Consider the following 13,370-nt stretch of genomic DNA (forward strand, 5'->3'; position numbering starts at 1 on the left):
TACCCCGCGGGCCGGGTCGCACACCCGGAAAGTTAGCCGGTCGAAGCGCGTTCCAGCCGTTCGAACGGGGTGACCAGGCCGTCGCGGACCATCCGGGCGACGGACCGGCGGCGCCGGGCGAACTGGCCGGCGGCGAGCAGCAGGTAGAGCGCGGACATGCCGATCACCACGATCCGGTTGGTGTCCGGTGGCAGGGTGAGGCTGGCGGTGAACTGCACGGCGAACAGCACCAGCAGCGCGGTGGCGCCGGACACGGTGAGCCCGAGGTTGACCAGGACGCTGACCGCGAACAGCGACTGTGCCGCCGTGATCAGCAGCTCCAGGCGCTGATGCTCGTCCAGCGGGAGGCCGTGCCAGGTGGGGGCGGAGAGGGCGAACACCAGCGGGATGGTGCCGACCAGCAACGTCCACTGGTTGACCTTGCTGGACAGCAGGGTGCCCAGCGACTCCGAGGCCTTCAGCCGCCACGCGTACAGGCAGGCCACGATCAGCTCCGGGGACTCGCTGGCCAGCGGGGCTACCCACTGGACCAGCAGGAACTGGTCCACCCCGAGGCTGGTTCCGGTGTCCACCAGGCCCTGCGCGAAGTGTTCCGCCGTGGCCAGGATGACCAGTGCGGCGAACCCGAACAGCGCGCCCACCCAGCGCCGCCGGCCCGGCTTGGGCCGGTCGCCCAGCCAGGCCGGGGTGCCCGCCAGATCCGGTGGCTCGGCGGGCGCGGTGGCCAGCCGCCACACGTAGCCCACGAAGATCAGCACGAACACGGCGGCGTCGAGCAGCGTGAGCGAGGAGCGGAACGGCAGGGTCAGCGAGTAGGCGGTGGCGATGCCGAGGAACGCCAGTTCGGCGGCCATCGGCCGGGCCAGCCGCACGCAGCCGACGTGTGTGGACGGGCTGTCCCGCCGGCCGGCCCGGTGCGCCCGCCAGGCGGCCAGGCTGGCCACCAGGACCACCAGCGGCCAGCCGACACCCACCAGCACCCGGTTCGCGCCGGTCATGTTGGCCAGCGCCATGGAGCACGGGTTCACGCCCCCGCCCGGCGGCACGCACGTGCCGTGCGCCGCGTAGACGTGGCCGGCCCGCAGGGTGAACACGAAGTCGACCGCGTACTCCGGCAGCACCGCCAGCAGCGCGAGGAAGGCCAGCGCCATCCCGGCGCTGATGTCCATCTGGGCGGCCTCGGCGGCCCAGGACAACATGAACGCGGCACCCACGATCGCCGCCCCGAAACACAGCACGGCCACCGGCGCCGGCATCGCGGGATGCGGCAGGCCCAGATAGTCCGCGCCGCCCAGGTACAGCCCCGGCGCGGTGACCAGCGCGGCCACCGCCAACCGCACCGGGAAACCGCGCCGCGCGGCCGTTCGGGTCTCCACCACCTGGCCTCCTCGTGGGTCCGGTCAGCCGGTGAAGTACCCGAAGCGGCCCGCCGTATGCGGCCGGGGGCCAATGCGGTTCAGCCGGGCAGCACGAGCAGCGCGGCGAACGCGGCCACCCCGAACAGCAACCAGGCCAGGTAGTCGCCGATGTGCCCGGAGTGCGCCCGTTCCACGGCCAGCCAGGCCGCGCGGACCGGGGTCAGCACCCGCCGGGTGACGGCGAGCGGCCGGGCAACGGCCGCGGTGAGCCGGGCGCGGTACACCATGGCGAGCGCGGTGAGCACCGCGAGCACGCCGGCGAGCAGACCCTGCCGGCCGCCGTGCGCGGTCCACCCCGACGCCGAGGGGACCGCGGCGGGCGGTGGAGTGCCGTGCAGCACCGAGGCCCGGTAGCCGGCGCCGTCCAGGAACCGGTCGGCGCCGGCGCCGACCGCGTCGCCCAGCGGGGTCAGCACGCCGACGGAGAGCCCGCCGGCCAGCAGTAGCACGGCCACCCCGAGCATGGTCACCGGCGGCCGTCCCAGCCGGTGCTCGGTCTCCGGCTCCTCGTCCCGCCCGCTGGTGTGCTCGCCGTCGGTCACCGGCGGTGAGCCGATGCCCAGGTACACCCGGGCGCCGGCGCGCAGCACCGCCGCCCCGGTAGCCACCGAGACGCCGAGGAACACCCAGTGCGCCCACCCGATCCCGGCCCGTGCGGTGGCGTCCTCGGCGAGCGCCTTGCCCAGCCCCGGCCCACCCGGCGGCAGGCCGGCCAGCGCCAGCGCGGCCAGCAGGAACAGCGCCGCCTCCAGCCGATGCGGCCGGCCGGCGCCGTGCAGCGCGGCTTCGTCCACGCTGCGGTAGCGGGCCAGCAACAGCCCGACGAGCAGGAACAGCGCGCCCTTCACCCCGGCATGGCCGACCAGGTAGAGCGCGGCGGCGGTGCCCCCGTCCGGGGTGAAGGTCTGCAGGGCCAGCAGGAACAGCCCGATGTGCGCGATCGTGGAGTAGGCCAGCAGCCGTTTCAGGTGCCGCTGCACCAGGCACATCGCCGAGCCGAGCAGCGCGGTGACCACGGCCAGGACCACCAGTGCCCGGTGGACGGCCGCCTCGGGCAGCACCGGTCGGCACACCACCAGGTACACCCGGGCGACCCCGTAAAGGCCGAGCTCGGCCATCACCCCGGAGAACACCACGCACACCGGGGTGGGCGCCACCGCGTGCGCATCGGCCAACCAGAAGTGGAACGGCACCACGGCCGCCTTGACCAGCCAACCCGATCCGACCAGCACGAACCCGGCCAACACCAGCCCGTGCGACGGGGGCGACGCCCGTATCGCCTCGCCGAGCTGGGCCAGGCCCAGCTGGCCGGTGGCCGCGTACAGCAGCGCCACCCCGGCCAGCGCGAAGTACGCGCCCACCGAGTTGATCACGCCGAAGGTGAGCCCGCCCTGCACGGACCGGGGCTCGTCGACCTTGTAGCCGGCCAGCCCGTAGGCCACCGCGCCCATCAGCTCGAAGTAGACCAGCATGTCGAACAGGTCCCCGGACAGCGCGAACCCCACCATGCCGGACAGGAACAGCAACAGCAGCGCCTGGAAATGCGCCTGGGCGTCCCGCAGGTAGTGCCAGCTGTACAGCAGCGCCGCCGCGACCAGCCCGGCGGCCAGCGCGGCCAGTCCGGCGCCGAACCGGTCGGCCACCAGTGCGATCCCCACCCCGCCGCCCGCGTCCGGCAGCCAGCCGCCGATCCAGCTGACCGAGGTGACCGTCCCGGTGCCGTTGGCGAGCGCGGCCATCGCCGCGAGCACGGCCAGTGCCGCCCCGGTGGCCAGCGCGTCCACCGCCACCCGCGGCAGCCACCGGCCCAGCCCGACCAGCAGGCAGGCGGTCAGCATGGGCAGCGCGATACCCGCGGCCGGCAGCACCCCCAGCGGCAGCGCACCCGACGGAAAGGCCACCGGTCAACCCCGCAGCGCGCGCAGCTCGTCCGGGTTCACCGTGCCGTGCCGCTTGGCGACCTGGATGACCAACGCCAGCAGCAGCGCGGTGACCGTGGCGGACACGACGATGTCGGTGAGCGCCATCGCCTGCACCACCGGATCGACCACCGGCGCGGTACCGGCCCCGGCCGGTCCGAGGATGGGCGCCACCGCGCCGCGCTGGTAACCCACGGTCAGCAGCAGCACGTAGCTGCCCGCCTGGGTCACCGTCAGCGACACCACCGAGGCGACCAGGTCCCGGGACCGCGCCATGCCGAAGCAGCCGACCAGCATCAGCCAGCCGGCCACCCCGTAGGCGTACGCGGTCACCGGCCGCCCCGTCCGACCAGCGTCTCCTCCTGGCGCAGGAACCGGGCGAGCAGCTCCACCACACCGCCGAACACCGCCACTCCGACCGCGAGGTTGAGCACCAGCACGGTGCCGGCCGAGGCCAACCGGCCGGGCTCTCCGGTGGGCAGCAGGCCGGCGAGGAAAGTGGCCGCCGAGGCCAGCCCGGCCAGCCCGAACGCGACGAAGCCGCCCGCGCCGGCCGCCTCGGCCCACACCGCCCAGCGGTCGGGCCGCAGCCGGCGCAACATGCGGTAGCTGCCGGCCAGGTAGAGCAGGTGCAGGCCACCGGCGGCCAGTACGCCACCCTGGAAGCCGCCACCGGGGCTGATCGCGCCGTGCGCCACCACGCTCAGCGAGAGCACCAGGGTGACCGGCAGCAGCAGATAACCGGCCAGCACCGTGGTCGGCAGCAGCCGCCCGTCGGCCGGCGGCTCGCGTTCACCCTCGTCGTCCGCCGGGCGCAGCAGCACCGCGGCCGCGAGCACCGAGCCGAGCAGGATCATCTCCTCGCCCAGGGTGTCCAGGGCGCGCTGCTCGAAGTTCACCGAGGAGACCGCGTTCGTGGTGGCCCGCGACCACGCCGCGGCGACCGCCCGGTCCCGGTACGGATGGAAGCCCCCGCCGAACTCCGGCAGCCCGCCGAGCGCGCCGACGAACAGCGCCATCAGCCCGGCCGCGCCGACGGCGAACACCAGGAAGCGGCCACGCCGGCTCACCGGTCGCGCTCCCGGTTCCGGGCCACCGCGCGCACGGTGAGCAGCACCAGCAGCGGCGTCACCACGGAGCCGACCGCGATCTGGGACAACGCCACATCCGGCGCGCCGAGCAGCACGAACAGCACGCTCAGCACCAGTCCGAACACCGCCATCGCCGGCGCCTGCCGGGCCGGGTCACCGGTCAATGCCACGCACGTGCCGCTGACCAGCACCAGCGTGTAGGCCGAGGCGAGCAGCACCGTGGTCATCGCCGTTGCCCGTCCCGGTGCGCCGCGACCAGCCGGCCCATCGCGCCCTGCACCGCCGCCCCGGCCAGCACCAGCAGCGCCACGGTCAGCAGCGCCGTCGCGGTGGCCAGGCCGAACCCGTTGCGCACGGCGATCGCCAGGCCCACCAAGGGACCCGCGACCGAGGTCACCGGCGCCATCAGGTGCAACCGGGCGTAGTCGTCCCCGGCAACCAGCAACCGCACCGAGCAGGTCAGCACCAGTGCCACGGCCAGCCCGAGCAGCGCCCACACCAGCACCTGCGCGGTCACGCCCTCGGCCTCATCAGCCGGGTGAACACCAACGTCCCGGTGAACCCGACCAGCGCCAGGCACAACGGCACGATCAGATACATGGACTGGCCGAGGCCCTGGGCGAGCAACAGCAACACCAGCACCGTCACCGGGCCGGCGAGCTGCAGGCCCAGCAACCGGCGCACCGGGTCCCCCCGCATGGTGAGCAGCACCGCCGGGCCGAGCCCACCGACCAGCAGTGCGGCGGCGCCGAGCAGCCACGGACTCACCGCGACACCTCGCGTTCCAGCCGGCTGGGCGGCCCCAGCACATGCAGCACCAGGGCGGGGGGCTCGTCGGGCATGTCCACCGGATAGCTGCCCGGAGTGACGGACAGCAGCAGCCCGGCCAGCCCCTGGCGGGTCACGCCCACCTCGGACGGCTCGCCCTCGGGCAGCCGCAGCGTGCGCCGGCGCCCACCGGACGGCGGCCGCGGGACCCGGGCCAGGTCCGCGAGGAGCGCGGCCGGCAGCGGTCGCAGCCAGCGCAACCACTGCCGGTCCACCCGCCAGACCGCGCCATACGCCCGCCGGGCCAACACCGCGCACCAGCCGCCCACCAGCGCGGCCACCGCGCCGGCCAGCCCCTCCTCGGGGCTCCAACTCGGCACCGAACCCAGCCAGCAACCGGCCAGCGGCACCGACCACACCAGCGCCTCCAGCGCCTCCAGCGCCGCCGACGTCCGCCTCCCGCCACTCATCACGCCCGTCCATACCCCGCACCGGCGGCGACAAACCGGGGTTTCAGGCCCGGCCCGGCGGGTAGGGGCCGCAAGCGCCTCGACGAGATGTAGGCAAGCCCGCTCGGGTGAGCGAACTCGTCCGGGTTCGTCAGCGGGTGCGCCATCGCCCCGGATCGGCACGGCCTGCGCGGCGTCGTGTGGGTATCGGGTCGAGCACGCGGTTCCGCGGGGGCGCGACCGCTCAGGGCTTGGTGTGAGCGGGCTCGGCGGCGGGTGGCCGCTGGGCGAGTGATTCATGAGGTTTGTGCCCGGCGAGCAGGTCGAGCAGTGGACCGACCAGGTGGCCGTCCTGGGCGGGGTGGCGGAACGGGCGGTTCTCATGGACCGTGTAGCGGTTGCGTCGTCCGATTCGGGTGTGGGTCACGTAGCCGGCGGCTTCCAGGTCGGCCACGATCGCCTGCACGGTTCTCTCGGTCACCCCGATCACCGCGGCCAGGTCCCGCATTCGGGCGTCCGAGTCCTGGGCGATAGCGACCAGGGTGCGTCCGTGGGCGGTCAGGAGTGTCCAGTTTCCCTGTTCTTGGCCCCCAGACATGCCTCGGGAGCGTAGACCCGCGGGTTGATACACGCGAGTCAGAGCACACGATCAATCAAACACGTTACGTTTTGCCGGTATTCCTTGACGTGTAAGCATGTCCTCCTTACCCTCCGGGAAGCCAACCGCTACATGCCCCTCAAGCCGAGGGCTGGTGTTCGCCTCGGCTTGAGGGTGTCGTTGTGATCGTTGCTGTTACCTCCTGGCCGCTGCCGCGGCCGGGTCCGCGTGTTTCGGCCGGGTTGGAGGTGTTTCCGGTGGATCCGGGCTTGGTGTCACCGGACTGGGGGCCACTCAAGCGGCTGCTGCACACGATCTTGGTGCGGATCCGTGCCGAGCTGGCGGATCCGCCGCCGGTGTCGCTGTCGGTCAGCACGCTGTCGGCGCAGGGCGTGCTGCGGCTGATCACATTGGGCGAGGACGCCGGGTTGGTCGAGGCGCAGGCCGAACGGCTCGGGGGGCCGGTCCCCGATGCCATCACCACGGGCCTGCCGATCGTGGTCACCGACCTTTGGTCGGATCCGCGCTGGCCGGAGCTGACCCGCGAGGCGGTGACCGCGCTACTGCCTGAGCAGGCCCGCGCGTGGGCACGGATCCAGGGCATGGCGGTTCTCCCGGTCGGGCACCTGGAGCAGAGCACCATCCTGCTGTCCTGCACGCTGCCCAAACCCGCCGACGAACACACCCTGGACGTGCTCGACCGCTACAAGCAGCTGGTCGAGGCGGCGATCGCGGTCACCAACGCCACCGCCGCCGACGGTCCCGAACACGTGCTGCGGCTGCTCACCAGCCGGGCGATCATCGAACAGGCCAAAGGCGCGATCGTCGCCGCCACCGGCCTCGGGAGTACCGAGGCCTGGCGGATGCTGCGCGAGACCAGCCAGAACCACAACGTCAAGCTGCGCGCACTCGCGGTCGGCCTGGTCGAGTACCTCGGGAATGAGCCGGTCGACCAACCCGCCGGACTGCCCGCTCCCACCAGCGATCACCGCGCCGACGGAGTCGCGCGAGCACTGTGGCAACAGCTCACGACCCGACCCGACCCGCGGGCCAACACCTGGGCCGGCGCCGGCTGCGACCGGCCGACAACCACCGCTTGAGACCACCGCTCGAGACCACCGCACGACCCGCACGCTCGGCAAGGGGAGGAGCCGAAATGGCCACGGTCAGCCTGGAGGATGTTCCGTCAGTCGATGCCACGCTCGCCGGGTTCATCGTCTGGCTCGCCCGCCAACACCGCCAGACCAACGACGAACGCGAGCGCTGCGTGACCCACGTGGCGCGCTTCCTGGACTGGCGCTTCGAACAACGAGCCAAGGGTGGCGCCCTCGACCAGAACCTTTACCTCGGCGCGCTGGGCCGGGAAAACCAACCGGACGCGTTCGTCGCCGAAGCACACACAGCGATCGCGCTACTGCACCACTACCTCGACCCGCGTGGCGTGCGTACCGGCACGGGAGGAGTCGTCTAGCCCGGTCACCCCCTCCGGTCACACGCCGCGCTCACGGCCCCTCGACGCGGGGGGTTGCCGCGCGGTCGCGCGAAGGGTTGCCGGTTCGGAGTCTCGCCTGGGTTCGGGGGAGTCCCTGGGCGACGGTCCGAACCGGCAACCGCGCTCCCGACGCCGCTATCGGCCCCCAACGGTGTTCACGCTTGTGACGGCGACCGGCGGGGTACGACCGGGTGATCGCCGGACCGTTGGGCAGGGGTAGGAACCCTCGAGAAACGAGTACAACTATATTCGCAGGTCAGACCCGATCTTCTTTTCGAGCAGGTCAGAAAGGGCCGCGCGGACGAGCTGGCCTGTAAGCCGGATCCTGTTCCCGGACGCCTTGCGGCGTTCCGTTCGGCGGCCATCCATCTCGGCCCGCCGTCACCGACGGGCTCTGTGCAACCTACCCGCAGGCATCGGGCGGGCCGCCCTCGAACACCTGCTGTCTGGCCTTGCTCCGGGTGGGGTTTACCGAGCCACCCCGGTCACCCGGGGTGCTGGTGGTCTCTTACACCACCGTTTCACCCTTACCCCGCCGCTCGCGCGCCGGGGCGGTCTGTTTTCTGTGGCACTGTCCCGCGGGTCGCCCCGGGTTGCCGTTAACAACCACCCTGCCCTGCGGAGTCCGGACTTTCCTCGGCGGCGCCGTGATCACTCACCGCGCCGACGCGGCCGCCCGGCCAGCTCGTCCGCGCGGGAAGTATATGGCTCAGCCCAGCGGCACCGGCTCGGGCCCGGCACCGATGTGCCCGACCAGCTCGCCGAGCTGTTCCACCTGGATGCTCACCGTGTCGCCGGCGCGCAGATAGGGATGGCGGTCGCGGCCGTGCAGCCCGCCCAGCTCCAGCAGGCAACCGGTGCCCACGGTGCCGCTGCCGATCACGTCGCCCACCCGCAGCCGGGTGCCCCGCGACGCGTAGGCCAGCATCTGGCCGAACGACCAGTGGATGTCCGACCAGTACCCGCCGCCCTGGTCCACCCCGTTCACCGAGGCGCGCATGGCCAGCCGGTAGCCCTTGCCCTCCCGGTACGGCTCCAGCTCGTCCGGGGTGACCAGGACCGGGCCCAGGCTGGTCGCGCTGTCCTTGCCCTTGGCCGGCCCCAGGCCCGCGGCCTGCTCGTCGGCCTGAAGGTCGCGCGCGGACCAGTCGCAGAAGATCAGGTACCCGGCGATGTGCGCCTCGGCCTCGTCCGGCGAGAGGTCGGAGCCGGGCCGCCCGACCACGGCGGCCACCTCCACCTCGTAGTCGAACGCCGCACTGCCCGGGGAGATCGGGATGGTGTCGCCGGGCGCGTGGATGGCGGCCGGGTTGGTGAAGTAGAACACCGGCTGGCGGTACCAGACCTCCGGTGGTTCGGACCGGCCCAGCGCGGAGAGCGCGTTGCGCAGGTGCTCCTCGAAGCACAGGAAGTCCCGCACCGACGGCGGCTCGGGGATCGGGGCGCAGAGCCGGGTCTCGGCCAGGTCGACCACCTCGGCCGGGCCGCGCCGCGCCCGTTCGGCCCCGGCGGCGAGGCCGCCCTCGGACGCCAGCAGCTCGAGCAGCGAACCGGGCCGGTCCAGCCCGTACACCCTCCCCTCGTGCACCAGACCGGGGCGGGTTTCACCGTCAGCCGCCCGCCGGTACGTCACCCAGCGCATGCTCGCGCCCTCCTTCTCGTTCATCGGTTGCCCCGACGCCGCCGGGGAGCAGGAAAGTGATCATCGCGGCCGCCGCGAACAGCCCGGCACACACCAGCAGCCCGCCGGACAGCCCGATCACCGCCGCCAGGCCGGCCAGCCCGAACGGCGCGAACGCGGACACGCCCCGGCCCACGTTGAAGCAGAAGCCGGCGCCGGTGGTGCGCACCCTGGTCGGGTACAGCTCCGCGAGGTAGGAGCCGAACAGCCCGGTGAACGCGGCGAAGAAGGCGAACAGCGGGCCGAACCAGAGCAGCGCGGTGTGGTTGGCGGTCAGGGCGTACAGGGGCAGCGTGGCCGCCACCCCGAACAGCGAAACGATGATCGCCCGGTGCCGCCCGATCCGGTCGGCGATCAGGCCGAACACGTTGTAGCCGAGGAACATGCCCAGGTTCAGCACGGTCATGAACAGCGCCACGGTGCCCGCCGGGATGCCCCGCTCGGCGGTCAGGTAGGTGGGCAGCCAGGTCGACCCGCCCCACCAACCGGCCAGCGCGAGCGCGGCGACCGCCGTGGCCAGCAGGGTCCGCCGGCGCAGCGCCGGCTGGAAGATCTCGCCGACCGACACCGGGACCGGCCGGTCCGCCCCGGAGGCCTGGCGGGCCGCCCGCCACTCCCCCGACTCCTCGAACCACAGGGCCACCACCAGCACCGGGAGCACCACCGCCGCCCCGGCCACGAAGAACATCAGCCGCCAGTCTGGCAGGAACACGCCGGACAGCACCGCCGCCACCGCGCCGCCGATCGGGAACGAGCTGAGCACGAACGACGCCGCGCGACCCCGGTGCTCGCTCGGCCAGGTCTCCACCACATAGCTGGACACCACGCCCCACACGCCGCCGAGGCCGAAGCCCGCGACGAACCGGCAGATCAGGAACAGCTCGAAGTTGGGCACCACGGCGAGCACCGAGGTGAACACGCCGAAGGTCACCAGCGACGCGAGCAGGGCCTTCTTCCGGCCGAAGTTGTCCGAGAGGTAACCGACCAGCACGCTGCTCGCGCCGATGCCGAGCAGGGTCGCCGTGGCCAGCAGCCCGCCCCGGCCGGCCGAGAGCCCGAGGTCCGCCCGGACCGCCGGCAGGGCCAGGGCCAGCAGCTGGATCTCCAGGGCATCGAACAGGTAGGCCAGGAACCCGCCGAACAGGACGATCCAGCGTGTGTGTCGCATCCCTATCTCCCTCGAGCGATACACTGACTGTACGTACGTTCAGTCGGACCGGTCAAGGACGGAGGCGCCACCCGTGGCGAACGAGCCCGATGCCGGCCCCGACCGGCGCACCCGGATCCTGGAAGCGGCCGAGCGGGTGTTCGCGCTCGAGGGCTACCACGGCACCACGCTGCGGCAGATCGCCCGCGAGGCCGGGGTAAAGCTGTCCCTGGTCGCCTACCACTTCGAGACCAAGCAGGCGCTCTACCTGGCGGTGTTCACCAACCGCCAGCACGTCAACACCGAACGCGCCCGCCGGCTGCGCGCCATCCCCGACCTCGGCGCTCCGGACGCGCTGGAGCGGGTGGTGGACGCGTTCATGCAACCCGTGGTCGAGCTGGGCCCGGAGGCCATGTGGTACCGGCGGCTGGTGCTGCGCGAGGCGGCCGACCCGTCCAGCGGCGACCGTCCTGTGGTGCGCGAGTTGTTCGACCCGATGGCCCGGGAGTTCATCGCCGCGCTCCGGCGGATCCTGCCGGACAAGCCGGCCGGGTTCCACGAGTGGTGCTACCTGTTCGCCGTCGGCGCGCTCACCCAGAGTGCGTTCGACGACCGGATGGCCAACCTGGCCGACGGGGCCGGGCCGGGCGGCGGGGTCAAGAACGACCTGCTCCGCTCGTTCATCATCGCCGGGCTCAGGCACGGATAGCCGGGTCGATAGGGTCATCGGGTGTCCGGCCCCGACAACGCACCCCCGACCGAGCAACCCGGGCGGGTATTCACCCACCGCCTGACCCCGGTCGAGATCGAGCACGACCTGATCCTGCTGGGAGTGGACCTGGCCCCGCTGGCCGGCGCCGCCGAGGGGGGCGAGCTCACGGACGGGACGTCATTCAGCGTGGCCACCGAGGCGGCCGACACCGTTCAGCTGCACCTGCGGGGCGTCTCGCCGTCGGTGGCCGGCGAGCTGGGCGCGATGCTGCTGCCCACCGGACGGCTGGCCGAACGGGGCTGGCGGGCCGGCGACACCGTCGGGCTGCGGCTGGAGCCGGACGGGCTCGCGCTGGACCGGGCGGAGCCCGGCGCGCCCACCCTGGAACAGCGCCGCGCGCTGTGGGAACGGCTGCACGAGGCGATCCGGGAGGCGTCGGGGCAGCCGGTGCCGCTGGCCGGGCCGGTGTGGCGGGCCTGCACGGACCGGCCGGAGCTGTTCGCCGCCCCGCTGTCCCCGCTCAGCGAGCTGCTGGCCGAGGGCCGGTTCGCCTTCGAGGACGGCCGGGTGGCGCCGGACGGCTTCGACTTCGCCGCGTGGGGGCGGGACAAGCGGCTGAAGGAGCTGGGCCGCCGGTACCGGTTCGAGCCGGACGAGTCGCGCGCCGTGCTCGCCGTGGTGCAGGAGTACCACCGCCTCACCGAGGACGAGACCACCGGTCCCCCGGAGGAGGTGCGCGCCGCGCTCGGCGCACTGGCCGAGGCCTCCCTCGCCGAGGCGGTGCTGTTCGAGACCATCGGGGCCGGCCGCACCGGCGCCGACGTGCTGCTCCGGCTGGTCGACGAGTGCCAGGCGGTGGCGCCCCGGTCGGGCCGCGCCGCGCTGTGCTGGCTGCGCGGCAAGGCGCTGGAACGCGGCGGCGACGTGGCCGGCGCGGAACGGGAGTTCCAGGCCGCCGAGGCCGCGGACCCGGCCTTCCCGCTGGCGCTGGAGGAGCTGGCCCACTACGCCGGCGACCGAGGCGACGCGGAGCGGGCGCTGGCCCTGCTGCGACGCGCCGGGGTGGCCGACGAGGACGAGCGGGTCGAGCTGCTCAGCCGGTTCCACGCCGAGCCCCACGCCGACCTCGGCCGCAACGAACCCTGCTGGTGTGGCTCGGGTCGCAAGTACAAGCAGTGCCACCTGCGCCGGGGCGCCTCGGCGGCGACGCTGGACGAACGGGCGGTGTGGCTCTACCGCAAGGCGGAGACGTTCGTGACCGAGGGCGGGCCGTGGCGCACGTCGATGATGGCCGTGGCCGTCGAGCGGTCGCGCCACGACAATGCGCCGTTGGCCCTGCTGGACGCGCTGAACGACCCCCTGTGCGCGGACGCCGTGCTGTTCGAGGGCGGCGCGCTGGACGAGTTCCTGGAGGTGCGCGGCGCGCTGCTGCCGGAGGACGAGCGGGAGCTGGCCCGGCGGTGGCTGTCCGCGCCGCGCGGGCTCTACGAGGTCCAGCGGGCGCGCCCGGTCACCCTGCGGGAGGCCCGCTCCGGGGAGACCCGTGAGCTGGTGGACGCGGAACCGGCACCGGAGGCCGGCACGCTGGTGTGCGCCCGGCCACTGCCCGCCGGTCAGGGCTGGCGGGCCTTCGGCGGCCTGGAACCGGTGCGCCCGGACGACCGCGAGGCCCTGCTCGCGCTGCTCGACAGCGAGCCGGGACCGGTCGAGCTGGTCGCCTTCCTGACCCGCCGCCTCGCCCCCGGGTCAGCTGGTTAGGGCCCGGCATGGCGCCAGGTCTGCCGCGGCTCGCACAAATGGAGCTCGAGCTTGAGTTCGTACTGGCCTAGTCCCAAGGCCGTTCAGTTAGGAGGCCGTACAGGGCGCCTTTCACCCCTCCGGTTCGGCGAGGGTCGGGTTCGAAAGATGGCCTGGACGGCGGCGCGGCGGCCGCGCTGCCGCGGTTCGCGCTCCCGGCCGCCAGCATCGATACGGAGTGTGACCGGTGTTGGCCGGGTTCGGTCCGTCCCATTCATCGAAGTCGACACCAGTCTGGTGCTCTTCAAGATCGAATCAGAATGGTGTCGCACTCGACGAGGACCCGACGTGGAATCGT

15 protein-coding genes and 1 other RNA gene are annotated in these 13,370 nt (G+C 73.1%); 4 read left to right on the forward strand and 12 right to left on the reverse strand.

What is annotated here, in order from left to right:
* Positions 1 to 32: 32 nt before the first annotated feature.
* The 9 genes from ABEB12_RS04310 to ABEB12_RS04350 form a co-directional block, all read right to left on the reverse strand.
* Complete coding sequence (locus ABEB12_RS04310; RefSeq protein ID WP_345702551.1) at positions 33 to 1,379, reverse strand: sodium:proton exchanger; 1,347 nt, start codon at positions 1,377 to 1,379, stop codon at positions 33 to 35.
* Between the two features lie 77 nt (positions 1,380 to 1,456).
* Positions 1,457 to 3,319: a complex I subunit 5 family protein gene (locus ABEB12_RS04315; protein ID WP_345702552.1), complete on the reverse strand. Its 1,863-nt coding sequence runs from the start codon at positions 3,317 to 3,319 to the stop codon at positions 1,457 to 1,459.
* A 3-nt stretch (positions 3,320 to 3,322) separates the two neighbouring features.
* Complete coding sequence (locus ABEB12_RS04320) at positions 3,323 to 3,670, reverse strand: NADH-quinone oxidoreductase subunit K (protein ID WP_185064857.1); 348 nt, start codon at positions 3,668 to 3,670, stop codon at positions 3,323 to 3,325.
* The gene (locus tag ABEB12_RS04325; RefSeq protein ID WP_345702553.1) at positions 3,667 to 4,407 is read right to left on the reverse strand and encodes an MnhB domain-containing protein; all 741 of its coding nucleotides are present in this window, start codon (positions 4,405 to 4,407) and stop codon (positions 3,667 to 3,669) included. Before ABEB12_RS04325 ends, ABEB12_RS04320 begins: the two co-directional genes overlap by 4 nt.
* On the reverse strand, positions 4,404 to 4,655 hold the full coding sequence (locus ABEB12_RS04330; RefSeq protein ID WP_185064856.1) for a hydrogenase subunit MbhD domain-containing protein: 252 nt from the start codon (positions 4,653 to 4,655) through the stop codon (positions 4,404 to 4,406). The genes ABEB12_RS04325 and ABEB12_RS04330 overlap by 4 nt, the downstream gene beginning before the upstream one ends.
* Positions 4,652 to 4,945, reverse strand: a complete 294-nt coding sequence (locus ABEB12_RS04335; RefSeq protein WP_185064855.1) for a hypothetical protein — start codon at positions 4,943 to 4,945, stop codon at positions 4,652 to 4,654. Before ABEB12_RS04335 ends, ABEB12_RS04330 begins: the two co-directional genes overlap by 4 nt.
* Positions 4,942 to 5,196 carry a monovalent cation/H+ antiporter complex subunit F gene (locus ABEB12_RS04340; RefSeq protein WP_185064854.1) on the reverse strand — a complete coding sequence of 85 codons (255 nt, stop codon included), beginning with the start codon at positions 5,194 to 5,196 and terminating at the stop codon, positions 4,942 to 4,944. Before ABEB12_RS04340 ends, ABEB12_RS04335 begins: the two co-directional genes overlap by 4 nt.
* Positions 5,193 to 5,666, reverse strand: a complete 474-nt coding sequence (locus ABEB12_RS04345; RefSeq protein WP_185064853.1) for a hypothetical protein — start codon at positions 5,664 to 5,666, stop codon at positions 5,193 to 5,195. The genes ABEB12_RS04340 and ABEB12_RS04345 overlap by 4 nt, the downstream gene beginning before the upstream one ends.
* 223 nt (positions 5,667 to 5,889) lie before the next feature.
* Positions 5,890 to 6,243, reverse strand: a complete 354-nt coding sequence (locus ABEB12_RS04350; protein WP_185064852.1) for a MarR family transcriptional regulator — start codon at positions 6,241 to 6,243, stop codon at positions 5,890 to 5,892.
* Between the two features lie 257 nt (positions 6,244 to 6,500).
* Between ABEB12_RS04350 and ABEB12_RS04355 the strand changes: the two genes are divergently transcribed.
* Both ABEB12_RS04355 and ABEB12_RS04360 read left to right on the forward strand, forming a co-directional pair.
* Entirely contained in the window at positions 6,501 to 7,343 is an 843-nt protein-coding gene (locus tag ABEB12_RS04355; RefSeq protein WP_185064851.1) for an ANTAR domain-containing protein, read from the forward strand.
* Positions 7,344 to 7,399: 56 nt separating this feature from the next.
* A complete protein-coding gene (locus tag ABEB12_RS04360) occupies positions 7,400 to 7,714 on the forward strand; it encodes a hypothetical protein (RefSeq protein ID WP_185064850.1) in 315 nt (104 codons plus the stop codon).
* Positions 7,715 to 8,033: 319 nt separating this feature from the next.
* On the opposite strand, the gene rnpB is transcribed toward ABEB12_RS04360, so the two are convergent.
* The 3 genes from rnpB to ABEB12_RS04375 form a co-directional block, all read right to left on the reverse strand.
* Positions 8,034 to 8,423, reverse strand: an RNA gene (rnpB, locus tag ABEB12_RS04365) — RNase P RNA component class A.
* Between the two features lie 21 nt (positions 8,424 to 8,444).
* Positions 8,445 to 9,377 carry a fumarylacetoacetate hydrolase family protein gene (locus ABEB12_RS04370; RefSeq protein ID WP_185064849.1) on the reverse strand — a complete coding sequence of 311 codons (933 nt, stop codon included), beginning with the start codon at positions 9,375 to 9,377 and terminating at the stop codon, positions 8,445 to 8,447.
* Positions 9,346 to 10,584, reverse strand: a complete 1,239-nt coding sequence (locus tag ABEB12_RS04375) for an MFS transporter (protein ID WP_185064848.1) — start codon at positions 10,582 to 10,584, stop codon at positions 9,346 to 9,348. The genes ABEB12_RS04370 and ABEB12_RS04375 overlap by 32 nt, the downstream gene beginning before the upstream one ends.
* Positions 10,585 to 10,657: 73 nt before the next feature.
* On the opposite strand from ABEB12_RS04375, the gene ABEB12_RS04380 reads away from it, so the two are divergent.
* Both ABEB12_RS04380 and ABEB12_RS04385 read left to right on the forward strand, forming a co-directional pair.
* Positions 10,658 to 11,272: a TetR family transcriptional regulator gene (locus ABEB12_RS04380; protein WP_185064847.1), complete on the forward strand. Its 615-nt coding sequence runs from the start codon at positions 10,658 to 10,660 to the stop codon at positions 11,270 to 11,272.
* 21 nt (positions 11,273 to 11,293) lie between these two features.
* Positions 11,294 to 13,033, forward strand: a complete 1,740-nt coding sequence (locus tag ABEB12_RS04385; protein WP_185064846.1) for an SEC-C metal-binding domain-containing protein — start codon at positions 11,294 to 11,296, stop codon at positions 13,031 to 13,033.
* Positions 13,034 to 13,370 lie beyond the last annotated feature (337 nt).

Origin of the sequence: Actinospineispora eucalypti (assembly GCF_039543365.1) — a bacterium.
GTDB lineage: Bacteria > Actinomycetota > Actinomycetes > Mycobacteriales > Pseudonocardiaceae > Pseudonocardia > Pseudonocardia eucalypti.